General features: G+C 69.1%; 15 protein-coding genes. 7 read left to right on the forward strand and 8 right to left on the reverse strand.

From position 1 onward, the window contains the following. Positions 1-547: 547 nt before the first annotated feature. Positions 548-1,189: a DNA-3-methyladenine glycosylase gene (locus tag ACWCRD_RS21345; protein WP_450967383.1), complete on the reverse strand. Its 642-nt coding sequence runs from the start codon at positions 1,187-1,189 to the stop codon at positions 548-550. A gap of 136 nt (positions 1,190-1,325) precedes the next feature. Here ACWCRD_RS21345 and ACWCRD_RS21350 point away from each other — a divergent pair, with 136 nt between their 5' ends. The 3 genes from ACWCRD_RS21350 to ACWCRD_RS21360 all read left to right on the forward strand — a co-directional run bounded on the left by ACWCRD_RS21350 (position 1,326) and on the right by ACWCRD_RS21360 (position 3,341). Continuing rightward, positions 1,326-2,108, forward strand: coding sequence for a sporulation protein (locus ACWCRD_RS21350; protein WP_450967384.1), 783 nt, complete (start codon positions 1,326-1,328; stop codon positions 2,106-2,108). A 42-nt stretch (positions 2,109-2,150) separates the two neighbouring features. Next, entirely contained in the window at positions 2,151-2,690 is a 540-nt protein-coding gene (locus ACWCRD_RS21355) for a YbhB/YbcL family Raf kinase inhibitor-like protein (protein WP_450967385.1), read from the forward strand. Between the two features lie 144 nt (positions 2,691-2,834). Further along, a complete protein-coding gene (locus ACWCRD_RS21360; RefSeq protein WP_389082842.1) occupies positions 2,835-3,341 on the forward strand; it encodes an HNH endonuclease in 507 nt (168 codons plus the stop codon). A gap of 63 nt (positions 3,342-3,404) precedes the next feature. Here ACWCRD_RS21360 and ACWCRD_RS21365 read toward each other — a convergent pair whose 3' ends face one another. The 3 genes from ACWCRD_RS21365 to ACWCRD_RS21375 all read right to left on the reverse strand — a co-directional run bounded on the left by ACWCRD_RS21365 (position 3,405) and on the right by ACWCRD_RS21375 (position 5,797). After that, complete coding sequence (locus ACWCRD_RS21365) at positions 3,405-4,349, reverse strand: SPFH domain-containing protein (RefSeq protein WP_099927853.1); 945 nt, start codon at positions 4,347-4,349, stop codon at positions 3,405-3,407. Positions 4,350-4,480: 131 nt separating this feature from the next. After that, positions 4,481-4,912: an NfeD family protein gene (locus ACWCRD_RS21370; RefSeq protein WP_450967386.1), complete on the reverse strand. Its 432-nt coding sequence runs from the start codon at positions 4,910-4,912 to the stop codon at positions 4,481-4,483. Positions 4,913-5,005: 93 nt separating this feature from the next. Continuing rightward, positions 5,006-5,797, reverse strand: a complete 792-nt coding sequence (locus tag ACWCRD_RS21375) for an ATP-binding cassette domain-containing protein (protein ID WP_115908975.1) — start codon at positions 5,795-5,797, stop codon at positions 5,006-5,008. Between the two features lie 141 nt (positions 5,798-5,938). Here ACWCRD_RS21375 and ACWCRD_RS21380 point away from each other — a divergent pair, with 141 nt between their 5' ends. Next, complete coding sequence (locus ACWCRD_RS21380) at positions 5,939-6,727, forward strand: hypothetical protein (RefSeq protein ID WP_450967387.1); 789 nt, start codon at positions 5,939-5,941, stop codon at positions 6,725-6,727. A 191-nt stretch (positions 6,728-6,918) separates the two neighbouring features. Here ACWCRD_RS21380 and ACWCRD_RS21385 read toward each other — a convergent pair whose 3' ends face one another. The 3 genes from ACWCRD_RS21385 to ACWCRD_RS21395 all read right to left on the reverse strand — a co-directional run bounded on the left by ACWCRD_RS21385 (position 6,919) and on the right by ACWCRD_RS21395 (position 9,113). Beyond that, positions 6,919-7,164, reverse strand: a complete 246-nt coding sequence (locus tag ACWCRD_RS21385) for a chaplin (protein WP_450967388.1) — start codon at positions 7,162-7,164, stop codon at positions 6,919-6,921. A gap of 169 nt (positions 7,165-7,333) precedes the next feature. Beyond that, positions 7,334-7,975, reverse strand: a complete 642-nt coding sequence (locus tag ACWCRD_RS21390) for a response regulator transcription factor (protein WP_344403680.1) — start codon at positions 7,973-7,975, stop codon at positions 7,334-7,336. Beyond that, positions 7,968-9,113 carry a GAF domain-containing sensor histidine kinase gene (locus ACWCRD_RS21395; RefSeq protein ID WP_450967389.1) on the reverse strand — a complete coding sequence of 382 codons (1,146 nt, stop codon included), beginning with the start codon at positions 9,111-9,113 and terminating at the stop codon, positions 7,968-7,970. The genes ACWCRD_RS21390 and ACWCRD_RS21395 overlap by 8 nt, the downstream gene beginning before the upstream one ends. A gap of 225 nt (positions 9,114-9,338) precedes the next feature. On the opposite strand from ACWCRD_RS21395, the gene ACWCRD_RS21400 reads away from it, so the two are divergent. The 3 genes from ACWCRD_RS21400 to ACWCRD_RS21410 all read left to right on the forward strand — a co-directional run bounded on the left by ACWCRD_RS21400 (position 9,339) and on the right by ACWCRD_RS21410 (position 12,156). After that, positions 9,339-10,037 (forward strand): SDR family NAD(P)-dependent oxidoreductase, encoded by a 699-nt coding sequence (locus tag ACWCRD_RS21400; protein ID WP_450967390.1) that lies wholly within the window; start codon positions 9,339-9,341, stop codon positions 10,035-10,037. Further along, positions 10,034-11,077, forward strand: a complete 1,044-nt coding sequence (locus ACWCRD_RS21405; protein ID WP_450967391.1) for an S-adenosylmethionine:tRNA ribosyltransferase-isomerase — start codon at positions 10,034-10,036, stop codon at positions 11,075-11,077. Before ACWCRD_RS21400 ends, ACWCRD_RS21405 begins: the two co-directional genes overlap by 4 nt. A 341-nt stretch (positions 11,078-11,418) precedes the next feature. Continuing rightward, positions 11,419-12,156 (forward strand): transglycosylase SLT domain-containing protein, encoded by a 738-nt coding sequence (locus ACWCRD_RS21410; RefSeq protein ID WP_450967392.1) that lies wholly within the window; start codon positions 11,419-11,421, stop codon positions 12,154-12,156. Positions 12,157-12,251: 95 nt separating this feature from the next. Here ACWCRD_RS21410 and ACWCRD_RS21415 read toward each other — a convergent pair whose 3' ends face one another. Next, the gene (locus tag ACWCRD_RS21415; protein WP_450967393.1) at positions 12,252-14,771 is read right to left on the reverse strand and encodes an FHA domain-containing protein; all 2,520 of its coding nucleotides are present in this window, start codon (positions 14,769-14,771) and stop codon (positions 12,252-12,254) included. Positions 14,772-14,794 lie beyond the last annotated feature (23 nt).

Raw genomic sequence — 14,794 nt, forward strand, 5'->3', positions numbered from 1 at the left:
TTAAGCACGCCGCCAGCGTTCGTCCTGAGCCAGGATCAAACTCTCCGTGAATGTTTACCCGTAATCGGGTGACACATTACGAGAGCGGAACAACCGGGCGGAATAAGCCCGGCCGTTCACAGCGTCCTCGCTGTGTTTTTCAAAGGAACCTCGCCACCAGGAAACTTCCCGGTGGCGGGGTATCAACATATCTGGCGTTGATTTTTGGCACGCTGTTGAGTTCTCAAGGAACGAACGCTTCCTTTGTACTCACCCTCTCGGGCTTTCCTCCGGGCAGTTTCCCTTCGGTCTTGCGTTTCCGACTCTATCAGATCCTTTCGGGCCTGATTCCCTGTCGGCGGGGCCTTTCGACATTCACTACGTTAGCCGATTCCCCCGGCAAACTCATAATCGAGTTCTGCGAGTCCGAATTCAGGCATGCGGGCACACCGAATTCGACCCCGCCGAGGGGCGATCGTAGGTAGTGGTTTGGCCGCTTCCGGCTGCTGGCGATTGCCGTACCCGGTTCAAGCGGCTCGGGCTACATTACGCACCTTCCAAGGACGCGTCAACTTGAGCGGCGCCTCGGAACGTGGGCCCGATAGGGGCTCACCGTCGGGTCGTTGGCGATCCAGAAGCGCCACGGGTGAACGCCCCCGTCACCGGCCACGCCGGTGCGGGGACCGTTGCGTACCTGGTCCGGGGTGACGGCGGTGCCCGTCAGGATCCGCAGCGGGGTCTCCCCCGGGGCGCACGCGTCCGTGCCGTCGAGATCGCGGGCCACGTCCAGAGCTGTGGCCAGGCGTGCGGGCCCTTTGGCCAGTTCCTTGTCGTTTCGGGCCGAGAGTCGACGTTTACGAGCGAGCTCGGCGCCCTCGATGACCTCGCCGGCCCGGAGCAGGACCGCGCTCGCCCTCCCTTCGGGACCGCACACCAGGTTCATGCAGAACCACATGCCGTAGGTGAAGTAGACGTATACGTGCCCGGGCGGACCGAACATCACGCCATTGCGGGCCGTACGGCCGCGATAGGCGTGGGAGCCGGGGTCGTTCGGGCCGTCGTAGGCCTCGACCTCTGTGAGGCGCAGGGCGATCGGGCCGTCCGGTGTCGAACGCACGAGGATGCGGCCCAGGAGGTCGGGGGCGACTTCCAGGACGGGGCGGTCGAAGAACTCCCTGGGGAGTGGCGTACGGTCCGGTGACGCGATCATGGTGTACGAGCCTAGTCCAGACGGGTGGAGACCAAGGGCTGGTCAAGGTTCTCTCTCCTTGCCAGGGTGTGGGGCGGAACCGGCCGTGCCGGGATCGCGTTTGAGGGATCAAGGGTCCACACGTATAGGGAGAGACATGGCGTTCAAGAAGCTGCTCGCGAGCCTGGGGGCCGGCGGGGCTTCGGTCGAGACGGTGCTGACCGAGGTCAACGTCGTTCCGGGCGGCGTCGTCCAGGGTGAGGTGCGGATCCAGGGCGGGTCCGTGAACCAGGACATCGAGGGCCTGTCGGTCGGGCTGCAGGCCAGGGTCGAGGTCGAGAGCGGCGACGAGGAGTACAAGCAGAACATCGAGTTCACCAAGGTTCAGCTCGGTGGCGCCTTCGAGCTGCAGGCCGGGGCCGTGCACGCGGTGCCGTTCGGGCTCGAGATCCCGTGGGAGACGCCGGTCACGATGATCGACGGGCAGGCGCTGCGCGGGATGAACATCGGTGTGACCACGGAGCTGGCGATCGCGCGGGCCATCGACTCCGGCGACCTGGACCCGATCAATGTGCACCCGCTGCCGGCGCAGAAGGCGATCCTGGACGCGTTCATCCAGCTGGGCTTCCGCTTCAAGAACGCGGACATGGAGCGCGGACACATCCGGGGTACTCGGCAGAAGCTGCCGTTCTACCAGGAGATCGAGTTCTTCCCGCCGTCGCAGTACCGCGGTCTGAACCAGGTCGAGTTGAGCTTCGTGGCCGACGAGCACGCCATGGACGTCATCCTGGAGATGGACAAGAAGCCCGGTCTGTTCAGCGAGGGCAGTGACACGTTCCGGTCCTTCCAGGTGGGTCTGCACGACTTCCAGGGGACCGACTGGGCGGCGTACCTCAACCAGTGGCTGTCCGAGGTCGGCAGCAAGCGCAACTGGTTCTAGGCTCGGAACTGCTGATTCCGCCATCGATCAGGAGGTACCGAGGTGACCGAGCTCAAGCGGCGGCCGCTCCCCCATGACTTCCATCCGCCCGTGCCGTCGTTCACGGTGACGAGCGAGGACGTCCAGGAGGGCGCCACGCTCAAGGACGCTCAGGTCTACGCGGGCGGCAACACCTCGCCGCAGCTGCGGTGGGAGGGCTTCCCCGCCGAGACCAAGAGCTTCGCCGTGACCTGCTACGACCCGGACGCCCCTACGGGCAGCGGGTTCTGGCACTGGACCGTCTTCGACATCCCGGCCTCGGTGACCGAGCTGCCGGCCGGGGCGGGCAGCGGCAAGTTCGAGGGGTTGCCCGAGGGTGCCGTGCAGGTGCGCAATGACTACGGGAGCAAGGACTTCGGCGGGGCCGCTCCGCCGCCCGGGGACGGCCCGCACCGGTATGTGTTCACGGTGTACGCCGTGGATCAGGAGAAGTTGGGCCCGGATTCCGGTGCCTCTCCCGCCGTCATCGGGTTCAATCTGCGGTTCCACGCGATCGCGCGTGCCCAGCTGATCGGTGAGTACGAGGTGCCCGCCGAAGACTGACGTTCATGGAACGTTTGCCCGCCTCTGGTCTTGGAATTGATCAGGGGCGGGCAGTTTTTATTGCGTTGTCCATCTCGGCGTGCCCGGCCAGAGTTGATCCAAGCCCGCCAGGGGGTGGGCCGACTGCACGGGAGGTGGGCTGGGATGCGGGACACGCTGGTACTGAATGCGAGCTTCGAGCCGCTGTCGACGGTGACGTTGAATCGAGCCGTCGTTCTGGTACTGCAGGACAAGGCCGTTGTCGAGCAGGCCCATCCCGAGCTGCGCATGCGTGGAGCCGCGGTCGACATACCCGTGCCCCGGGTGATCCGGCTGTGCCGGTACGTGAGGGTGCCGTTCCGAAGACAAGCGCCGTGGTCGAGGCGGGGGGTGCTGGTCAGGGATCGGCACCGGTGCGCGTACTGCGGACGACGGGCGACCACCGTGGACCATGTGGTGCCGAGGGCGCAGGGTGGCCAGGACTCGTGGCTGAATACGGTGGCCTCGTGCGCGGAGGACAACCACCGTAAGGCGGACCGGACTCCGGAGCAGGCTGGTATGCCGTTGCTGCGACAGCCGTTCGAGCCGACGCCTCAGGACGCGATGCTGCTGACGCTTGGCAGTGAGGACTTCGAGGCGCTTCCGGACTGGCTGGCTCAGCCCGCCGCCTAGGCCGTACACAGAACTCGGGGCTCACCTCCGTCGGAGGTGAGCCCCGGTGTCGTACAGGACACGTCAGTCGATCGACGGCTTCTCTCGGCGTTCCGGAGCCTTCTCCGAGCCTCCGCCGCCCGAGTTGCCGCCGAACGGGCCGAAGTTGCCCATGGCGCCGGAGAGGCCCTTGAGGGCGTCGCCGATTTCGCTGGGGACGATCCAGAGCTTGTTGGCGTCGCCCTCGGCGATCTTCGGGAGCATCTGGAGGTACTGGTAGCTGAGGAGCTTCTGGTCGGGGTCGCCGGCGTGGATGGACTCGAAGACCGTGCGGATCGCCTGGGCTTCGCCCTCGGCGCGCAGGGCGGCCGCCTTGGCCTCACCCTCGGCGCGCAGGATCTGGGACTGCTTCTCACCTTCGGCGGTGAGGATGGCGGCCTGGCGCGTACCTTCGGCGGTGAGGATCGCTGCGCGCTTGTCACGGTCGGCGCGCATCTGCTTCTCCATCGAGTCCTGGATGGAGGTGGGCGGTTCGATGGCCTTGAGCTCGACGCGGTTGACGCGGATGCCCCACTTGCCTGTGGCCTCGTCGAGGACGCCGCGCAGGGCCGCGTTGATCTCCTCGCGGGAGGTCAGGGTCCGCTCGAGGTCCATGCCACCGATGATGTTGCGGAGCGTGGTGACGGTGAGCTGCTCGATCGCCTGGATGTAGCTGGCGACTTCGTACGTCGCGGCCCGGGCGTCGGTCACCTGGTAATAGATGACCGTGTCGATGTTGACGACCAGGTTGTCCTGGGTGATCACCGGTTGCGGCGGGAACGGCACGACCTGCTCGCGGAGGTCGATGCGGTTGCGGATCGTGTCGATGAACGGGACCACGATGTTGAGGCCCGCGTTGAGTGTCCGCGTGTAGCGGCCGAAGCGCTCCACGATGGCGGCGCTGGCCTGTGGGATGACTTGGATTGTCCTGATCAGGGCGATGAAGACCAACACCACCAGAATGATCAGGACGATGATGACCGGTTCCATCGTCGTTCCCCGTACCCTTCTCCGCCTCGGCGCTTTCGGAAGATCTTATGGTTGTTGAAGATCTTGCTGGTCGAGTCTGACAGACCGTCGCACAACTCGTGGGCTGTTCACTTCAGTTGAGTCCTACGAGGTCAGATGACGATCGCGGTTGCCCCTTCGATCTCCACGACATCCACTTCCTGCCCCACTTCGTAGGCGCTGCCGGCGTCGAGTGAGCGTGCCGACCAGACCTCGCCGGCCAGTTTGATCCGGCCTCCGGAGCCGTCGACGCGCTCGAGCACGACGGCCTGCTTGCCCTTCAACGCCTCGACTCCCGTGGCGAGTTGGGGGCGTTGCGCGCTGTGCCTGGCCGCGATGGGGCGTACGACGGCGATGAGGGCGACCGAGACGACGACGAAGGTGAGTACCTGGGCCACGGAACCGAAGCCCACTCCGGCCATGACGGCGGCGGCGACGGCGCCCACTGCGAGCATCCCGAACTCCGGCATCGCGGTCACCACGAGCGGGATTCCGAGCGCAGCCGCGCCGACCAGCCACCACACCCATGCGTCGATGTCGTTCACATGGTCATGGTAGGACCGCGGGTCCTGCCTCGGACAGGGCGCAATGTGGCTGGGTGGGCTTCTTGCCGGGGTTTTCGCGCGGGCTTCACACCGTCAGGACAGCGGCAGGCCCTGAGCGGTCCAGCGGTCGCCGACCTGTTCGACGACGAGCGGGAGGCCGAAGCAGAGGGAGAGGTTGCGGGAGGTGAGCTCGAGTTCCAGCGGGCCGGCGGCGAGGACCTTGCCCTGGCGGATCATCAGGACATGGGTGAAACCGGGGGCGATCTCCTCGACATGGTGGGTGACCATGATCATCGAGGGGGCGATCGGATCGCGGGCGAGGCGGCCGAGGCGGCGGACCAGGTCCTCGCGGCCGCCGAGGTCGAGGCCGGCGGCGGGCTCGTCGAGGAGGAGGAGCTCGGGGTCGGTCATCAGGGCGCGGGCGATGAGGGTGCGCTTGCGCTCGCCCTCGGAGAGGGTCCCGAACCTGCGGTCCACGTACTCGGTCATGCCGAGGCGGTCGAGGAAGGCGCGGGCGCGCTGCTCGTCGATGTCCTCGTAGTCCTCGTGCCAGCCGGCGGTCATGCCGTAGGCGGCGGTGAGGACGGTCTGCAGGACGGTCTGGCGCTTGGGGAGCTTGTCGGCCATGGCGATGCCGGCCATGCCGATGCGGGGGCGCAGTTCGAAGACGTCGACCTTGCCGAGGGTCTCGCCGAGGATGGTGGCGCTGCCGTTGCTGGGGAAGAGGTAGCTGGAGGCGACGTTCAGGAGGGTCGTCTTGCCGGCGCCGTTGGGGCCGAGGATGACCCAGCGCTCGCCTTCCTTGACCGACCAGGAGACCTGGTCCACCAGAGCCCGGCCCTCCCGGACCACGGATACGTCCTGAAGCTCCAGAACATCGCTCATGAGCGCGTTGTCTCCCCTTGCAGTGTGACCGGTCTCGGCGTCTCGGCTGTCGCGTGCGCGCTTTTCGGGCGCAGCCCTCGATGAAATCTACGCCACCGGCCGCCCGGCCCATTCCATCGGTCCGGTCCTTAGGGTGGGGGCATGCTCTCGGAACCGCGTTCAGGACGCTTTGCCGCTTGGGGAAACGCCCTTTTGGCCGGACTTGTCTCGCCGGACGACGCCGTGCTGGCGATCGTCGGGGACGATGCCGTGCATCGCATGGAGGGGCTGCCCGGTGAGTCGGCGCCCGTCGGGCTCACGCTGGCGTTGGGCCGGCTGCGGGCGCTCGGCGTCACGGCGCTGCGGGTCGCGCTGCCCGCGCCGGGGCATCCGCTGGGGCTGAGCGGGCCGCCGGAGTTCAATGCGCGGGCGATGGACGCCGAGGAGGCGGTGGTCTGTCATGGCGCCGCGTTCGGGTTGGTGCCCGAGGTGTACGAGGCCGGGCCCGAGGGCGATGTGCACGTGGAGGTCGTGTGGCACTGCCTGCCGGTGCGGGAGGCTCCACCGGCGGATGTGCCCTCGCTGGGTGAGGCCGAGCGGGAGCTGGCGGAGGCGTTGCGGGAGGCGACGGAGGTGCTGGCGCGGTTGGACGTGGCCGGGTCGGGGCCGGTGGCGGAGGCGGCGATCGATGCGTACCGGGCGCGGGCCGAGCGGGGGCGTGAGGTGCTGGCGCCGGGTTATCCACCGCGGGCGGTGCGGGTGCTGGAGCTGGCGCAGCGGGTGGGGCTGCTGATTTCGCTTGCTCGCGGCAACGGGCACGGGGGTGCGGTCAGCTCCGCCGAGATGGCGGCGCGGGCTCTGGCTCTGCGGCCGGTGGAGCGGACGGCCCGGCGGGCGCAGGTCGCGGCGTACAACTCCGTTGTGGAGGAGCGGGAGCGGGGGGTGCGGTGAGCGGGGGCGGTTTTGTGGCCGGCGGTTGTCGTCGCGTCTGGGGGCTCTGCCCCCAGGCCCCCGTGTCGGCCTGAACGGCCTCGTCCTCAAACGCCGGACGGGCTGAAAGACACCCGTCGACCGGCACGGAAAACTGATCGGCCTCCCGGGATGCCCGGGAGGCCGTAGTCAGTGCATGCGGTTGGCCTGCGTCAGTGGTTGACGGCCAGGTTGCCGAAGGCGGGGTTCAGCACGCCGACGACGTTCACGCTGTTGCCCGAGACGTTCACGGGGACGTGCACCGGGGCCTGGACCACGTTGCCCGAGACGATGCCCGGCGAGCCCACTGCCGTCCCGTCGGCGTGCGCACCGCAGGTGGCGGAGGCCATTCCGGCTCCAGCGGCGAGCAGACCGCCGGTCACCATCGTCACGGCCGCTGCCTTCTTCAGGTTCTTCACTTTCCAAGCCCTCCCTAGCGGTTGCTGCGGCAATCGCCGCAGCACGCACTGAAGAACGGCGGAGATCCCCGGAGGATGCGCCATCCGGGGGACATTCCCACGACGGTATGAATCTCAGTCCGGAGCGGAACCCTCCGTATTGCCGCGGCGTCCCGGCGCGCGGCGCGTTTCAGCCGGTCACACCGTGTCGGACGGCCCACAGCGCCGCCTGGGTGCGGTCCGCCAGGTCGAGCTTCATCAGGATGTTCGAGACATGGGTCTTCACGGTCTTCTCGGACAGGACGAGGGCGCGGGCTATCTCCCGGTTCGAGCGGCCGTCCGCTATCAGGCCGAGCACCTCGCGCTCCCGTTCCGTGAGTGAACCACCTCGCCCTTGGCCCGAGTTGGCCTCCTCCTGGGACAGCAGGGCGCCCGCGACCTCGGGCTGCAGCAGGATGTGCCCGGCGTGGACCGAGCGGATGGCGCCGGCCAGGGCGTCCGGGTCCACGTCCTTGTAGACGTATCCGGCGGCGCCCGCGCGCAGGGCCGGGACCACCGTGCGCTGTTCGGTGAAGCTGGTGACGATCAGCACGCGCGCGGGGTTGTTCAGCTCGCGCAGCTTGCGCAGGGCGTCCACGCCGTCCATGCCGGGCATCTTGACGTCCATCAGGACGACGTCGGGCTGCAGTTCCTCGGCACGGGCGACTCCTTCGGCGCCGTCGGCCGCCTCGCCCACGACCTCGATGTCGTCCTGCACTTCGAGGAAGGTGCGCAGGCCGCGACGGACCACCTGGTGGTCGTCGACGAGCAGCACCTTGATTGCGTCAGCCACCGGGGACCTCCATCTCGATCGTGGTGCCCTTTCCGGGCGCCGACTCCACGGTCAGCACGCCGCCGACCCCGCTCGCGCGGTCCCGCATGGACACCAGGCCCAGGTGGCGTCCCGCGCGGCGTATCGACTTCGGGTCGAAGCCGCTGCCGTCGTCCGTGACGCGCAGGACCGCTCCGCCCTCGCGCCGGGACAGCGTCACGTCCACGTGCCGCGCCCCGGAGTGCCGCAGGGCGTTGTGCAGGGCCTCCTGGGCGACGCGCAGGACGGCCTCCTCCTGGGCGGCGGGCAGGGCGCGTACGCCGCAGCTGTCGAAGGTCACACGCGCGGTGTGGGCGCGGTCGAGGACCTGGATCTGGGTGCGCAGGGTGGCGACCAGGCCGTCCTCGTCGAGGGCCGCGGGGCGCAGCTCCACGACGGCGGCGCGCAGTTCGTCGGCCGCCTCGGCGGCGAGCGCGGCCACCTGTTGCAGCTCGCCCTTGGCGCGGGAGGGGTCGCGGTCGACGAGGGCGGCGGCGGCCTGGGCGGTCAGGCGCAGGGAGAAGAGCTTCTGGCTGACGGCGTCGTGCAGCTCGTGGGCGAGGCGGGAGCGCTCCTCGGCGATGGTCAGCTCGCGGCTGCGCTCGTACAGGCGGGCGTTGGTGAGGGCGATCGCGGCGTGCTGGGCGAGGATGGCGAGCAGGTCCTCGTCCTCCTCGGTGAAGCCGCAGCTGCCTTCCGCTTTGGGACAGTTCTTGTTCGCCAGGAACAGGGCGCCGATGACCTCGTCGCCGTCCCTGATGGGCAGGCCCAGGAAGTCGGACATGTCGGGGTGGGCGGAGGGCCAGCCCTCGAAGCGGGGGTCCTTGCGGACGTCGGCGAGGCGCTCGATCTTCGCCTCCTGCAGCATCGCGGCGAGGATGCCGTGCTGGCGCGGGAGCGGGCCGATGGCCTTCCACTGCGCGTCGCTCACGCCGTCGACCACGAACTGGGCGAAGCCGCCGTGGTCGTCGGGGACGCCGAGGGCGGCGTACTGCGCGTCGAGCAGTTCGCGGGCCGAGGCGACGATCGTCTTGAGGACGTCGCGCACCTCGAGATGCCTGCTCATGGCCAGCAGCGCGGTGCTCACCGCGGTGAGGCCGGACCGGGGGCCGTGACTCATGCCCTCAAGGTACCGGCGGGGTGTGACAGCGGGGATCGGACCTGTGACGGCGGGGTCTGCGCCGGTGGGCCTAGGGCGGGCGGACTAGGTCCGGGGCCCCGGACGGGCGGCTTAGTCCGAAGGGCCCCGGCTGGTTGGGGCCCGCGTCCGAGGCGGGGCGGGCGGCGCGGTTCCTAGGTTGAGGTCACCGCCGATCGACGGGCGGCCGAGACGAGGGGACGTGTCATGCCGGTAGCGATCATCACGGGGGCTTCGAAGGGGCTGGGGAGGGCGCTGGCCGAGGCACTGGCCGCGCGCGGCTGGGATCTGGTGCTCGACGCAAGGACGCAGGGGGCTCTCGCCGAGGCGGCGGGGGCCGCGTCCGCGTACGGCACGCGGGTGAGCGCCGTGCGCGGGGACGTCACGGACGCCGGTCACCGGGCGGAGCTGGTGGCGGCCGCGGAGAAGCTGGGCGGCATCGATCTGCTGGTGAACAACGCCAGCGCGCTGGGTGCCGAGCCGCTCGTACGGCTGGAGGAGCTGCCCCTGGAGGGGTTCCGGCGGGCGCTGGAGGTGAACGTGGTGGCCGCGCTGGGCCTGGTCCAGGAGGCGCTGCCGCTGCTGCGGACGTCCGAGGCGGGCACGGTGATCGCGGTCAGCTCGGACGCGGCCGCCGAGGCCTATGAGACCTGGGGCGGGTACGGCGCCTCGAAGGCGGCCCTCGACCATCTCGCGGCTGTGCTCGGCGAGGAGGAGCCCGGGCTGCGGGTCTGGGCGGTCGACCCCGGGGACATGGCCACGGACCTGTATGCGGCGGCCGTACCGGACGACCGCGATCCGCGGCCGGCACCGGCGAGTGTGGTGCCGGCGTTCCTTCGGCTGCTGGACGAGCGCCCCGCGAACGGCCGGTACGCAGCTCCGGCGCTGCTGAAGGAGCAGCGATGACGGTGGCGGTGCACGTACCGGAGGAGCTGTCGGCCCGGATCCCGGTCGAGCAGCGTGGGGCGGGGCTCGACCGGGATGCCGTACGGCTGCTCGTGTCGCGCGGCTGCGAGGTGTCGCACCATGCGTTCGTGGAGCTGCCGCGGCTGCTGCGGGCCGGGGATCTGCTCGTGGTGAACACCTCGCCCACGCTGGCCGCGGCCGTGGACGGGCGGGCCGGGCACGCGCGCGTGGTGGTGCACTTCTCGACGCGCGGGGACGACGGGCGGTGGGCGGTCGAACTGCGGGATCCGGACGGAAAGGGCACCACGCGCGCGCGTGCGGGCGGGCCCGCGGGACTGGAGGTGCGGCTGCCCGGGGGCGTGCGGCTGGTCCTGGAGGAGCCGCTGAGCGCGCGCGGCGACCGGTTGTGGTGGGCGCGGGTGTCGGGGGCCGGGGTCCTCGGGCTGCTGCGGGAGCACGGGCGGCCCATTCGCTACTCCTATACGGAGCGGGACCAGCCGCTGTCCGTCTACCAGACGGTGTTCGCGCTGCCGCCGGCCGACGGGGCGGGCAGTGCGGAGATGCCGAGTGCGGCGCGGCCCTTCACGGCGCGGTTGGTGGCGGAGCTGGTGAGCCGGGGTGTGCAGTTCGCACCGATCACCCTGCACACCGGGGTGGCCTCGGCGGAGGCGCACGAGCCGCCGTATCCGGAGCGGTTCTCCGTGCCGGAGGCGTCGGCTCGACTGATCAATGCCGCCCGGGCGGGCGACGGACGGGTGGTCGCGGTCGGGACGACGGCCGTGCGGGCCGTGGAGTCGGCGGCGGGGCCGGACGGCGTCGTACGCGCGCGTGAAGGGTGGACGGATCTGGTTGTCACCCCGGAGCGCGGGGTACGGGTGGTGGACGGGCTGCTGACCGGGCTGCACGAGCCGGAGGCCTCGCATCTGCTGATGCTGGAGGCGATCGCCGGGCGGGCCGCGGTCGACCGCAGCTACGAGGAAGCGCTGCGCGGGCTCTACCTGTGGCACGAGTTCGGGGACCTGCACCTCATCCTCCCGTAGGAGGCCCCTTACGCAGTGCATTGCTCAAGCAACTCATGGTGAGACTGTCGCGGCGGCGATGTGAGCCCGCGCATAGGGCGCAGATCACGTACGAAGGGCGATAGGAGACAGACCCTCCCCTCATGAGCGGGGCGAACGGTCCAGTCTGTCCGTTTTTGCCCTCACCCGATCCACTACCGGGGATCGTACGTCACACCTTTGCCACGACATTTTGCGGCCGCTAAGAATGGCTGCCGTCGCTCAGCGCCGCGGGTTCCCCCCGCGGCGTTTGTGCGGGAAGGACCCGTGTCCCCCGCCGGACGTAGAGCGACCTCCGCGCTATTCGAAGAGGTCCGTCTGCCATGCTCAAGAACACCAGCATTCGCCGTCTCAGTCGCTCGCTGACCCGTCACCAGAAGGTCGCGATGGCCGGTGTCGCCACCCTCGGTGCCGCCGCTCTCGCGTTCTCCGCGGTGCCCAGCAACGCCGAGACGACCACGAACGAGGCCACCGTCTCGACGGCCAAGGTGGAGTACGGCTCCAACCAGATCAAGGACGTCAAGGCCAGCGTCACCGACCAGCTCGCCGGTGCCAGCCTGAAGGCCGAGGCCATCAAGGCCAAGGCCGAGGCCAAGCAGAAGGCCGCCGCCGCGGCCGCCGCGAAGAAGGCGGCCGCCGAAGCCGCGGCGAAGAAGAAGGCCGAGGCCGCGCGCCAGGCGAAGGAGGCCGCGAGCCGGGCCGCCCAGCGTGCCGCGATCAAGCCGGTCGCCAAGACCTACGCGAACAACCTCGACGGCTGGATCAGGAACGCGCTGGACATCATGCAGTCCAAGGGCATACCGGGCAGCTACAACGGCCTGTACCGCAACATCATGCGGGAGTCCTCGGGCAACCCGAACGCCATCAACGACTGGGACATCAACGCCATCAACGGCATCCCGTCGAAGGGCCTGCTGCAGGTCATCCCGCCGACCTTCAGCGCCTACCACGTGGCCGGCACGTCCTGGAACATCTACGACCCGGTCGCCAACATCACCGCCGCCGCCAACTACGCGGCCGACAAGTACGGCTCGATCGACAACGTCAACAGCGCGTACTGAGGTCGGCGCGGACCTCTTCACGCAAGCGCCGAAGGGCGGCACCCTCTGGGGGTGCCGCCCTTCGGCGTCGTACGAGAGCCGTCGTAGCGGAGCACCTACTTGCGCATGACCTCCGGCTCGTGGCGGCGCAGGAAGCGGGCCACGAAGAAGGCGCAGATCACACCGAGCGCGATCAGGGCGATCATGTCCATGCTCCAGGCGCCCACGGTGTGCTCCCAGAGCGGGTCGTTGGGCTTGCCCTTGCCGGGCGGGCTGATCCGGTTGAAGTCGAGCGTGGTGCCCGCGGCGGCGACGGCCCAGCGCGAGGGCATCAGATACGAGAACTGGTTGACGCCGATCGCGCCGTTCAGGGCGAAGAGGCAGCCGGTGAAGACGACCTGGACGATCGCGAACATGACCAGCAGCGGCATGGTCTTCTCGGAGGTCTTCACCAGGGCCGAGATGATCAGGCCGAACATCATCGAGGTGAAGCCCAGGGCCATGACCGGGATGGTGAGCTCGAGCAGCGGCAGGTTCTTGAGAACCAGCCCCTCCGTCGGGATCTTCCGGCTGGCGAAGCCGATCATGCCGACCATCAGGCCCTGCAGCACGGTGATGAAGCCGAGCACGAAGACCTTCGACATCAGGTACGCGGAGCGGGACAGGCCGGTGGCGCGCTCCCGCTCGTAGATGACCCGTTCCTTGATCAGCTCACGGACGGAGTTCGCGGCACCCGCGAAGCAGGCGCCGACCGCGAGGATCAGCAGGACGGTGGTGGCCGTGCCGTTCGGGACGGGCTGCTGGGTCGTCGGGTTGATCTCCGTGTTGACCAGCAGGTCCTTGCCCGAGTCGATGAGCAGGCTCACCGAGCCGAGGACGAGCGGCAGGATCACCGTCAGGGCGAGGAAGCCCTTGTCGGAGGCGATGACCGAGACATAGCGGCGCACCAGGGTGACGAACTGGCTCATCCAGCCCTGTGGCTTCGGCGGCTTCATCGCCTGCATCGGAGGCATCTGTACGGACTGTGGTGCAACGGCGTCGATGTCCGCGGCGTACATCTGGTAGTGCTGCGAGCCCTTCCAGCGTCCGGCCCAGTCGTAGTCACGGTAGTTCTCGAAAGCGGAGAAGACATCGGCCCAGCTGTCGTAGCCGAAGAAGTTCAGCGCCTCCTCGGGAGGGCCGAAGTAGGCGACCGCGCCGCCCGGGGCCATCACCAGGAGCTTGTCGCACAGCGCCAGCTCGGCCACGGAGTGGGTGACGACGAGGACCGTACGGCCGTCGTCGGCGAGGCCGCGCAGCAGCTGCATGACGTCGCGGTCCATGCCCGGGTCGAGACCGGAGGTCGGCTCGTCGAGGAAGATCAGCGACGGCTTGGTCAGCAGCTCCAGGGCCACCGAGACGCGCTTGCGCTGGCCGCCGGAGAGGGAGGTGACCTTCTTCTCCTTGTGGATGTCGAGCTTCAGCTCGCGCAGCACCTCGTCTATGCGCGCCTCGCGCTCGGCGCCGGTGGTGTCGGCCGGGAAGCGCAGCTTGGCCGCGTACTTGAGGGCCTTCTTGACGGTCAGTTCCTTGTGCAGGATGTCGTCCTGCGGGACCAGACCGATGCGCTGGCGCAGCTCGGCGAACTGCTTGTACAGGTTCCGGTTGTCGTAGAGGACGTCGCCCTGGTTGGCGGGCCGGTAGCCGGTGAGCGCCTTGAGCAGGGTCGACTTGCCGGAGCCGGAGGGTCCGATGACCGCGATGAGCGACTTCTCGGGGACGCCGAAGGAGACGTCCTTGAGGATCTGCTTGCCGCCGTCGACCGTGACGGTCAGATGGCGGGCCGAGAAGGAGACCTCACCGGTGTCGACGAACTCCTCGAGGTGGTCGCCGACGATCCGGAACGTGGAGTGGCCGACGCCGACGATGTCGGTCGGGCCGAGCAGCGCCGAGCCGCCCTTGGGGATCTGCTGGCCGTTGACGTAGGTGCCGTTGTGCGAGCCGAGGTCGCGGATCTCCATGCGGCCGTCGGGCGTCGAGTGGAACTCGGCGTGGTTCCGGGAGACCTGCAGGTCGGAGACGACCAGCTCGTTCTCCAGGGCACGGCCGATACGCATCACGCGGCCGATGGAGAACTGGTGGAACGTGGTGGGGCTGCGGTCGCCGTAGACCGGCGGCGCCCCCGCGCCACCAACGGGGCCCTGCTGCTGCGGGATCGCCGCGGCGGCCTGCTGCGGCTGCTGCCAGCCGGGTTGCGGGGCCTGCTGCTGGGGCGGTGCCTGCTGCTGCGGTGTCTGCTGGGCCCAGCCGGGGCCCGCGCCCTGGGCGGCGTACGGCTGCTGCTGGGGCTGGGCGACCGCGGCCGCCGCGCCGGTGACGTTGACCAGCGGGCCGTCGGTCGCGTTGCCGAGGTGCACCGCGGAGCCGGGTCCGATCTCCATGTGATGGATCCGCTGCCCCTGCACGAACGTGCCGTTGGTGGAGCCCTGGTCCTCGATGACCCAACTGCGGCCGCCCCAGCTGATCGTGGCGTGACGCCAGGACACTCTGGCGTCGTCGAGCACGATGTCCCCCTGCGGATCACGTCCGAGGGTGTACGGCCTGGACGGGTCGAGCGTCCAGGTACGTCCATTCAATTCCAGTACGAGTTCCGGCACTCCATGCCCCACTGAGTAGTCCC

This window comes from Streptomyces sp. NPDC002092, from assembly GCF_053593775.1.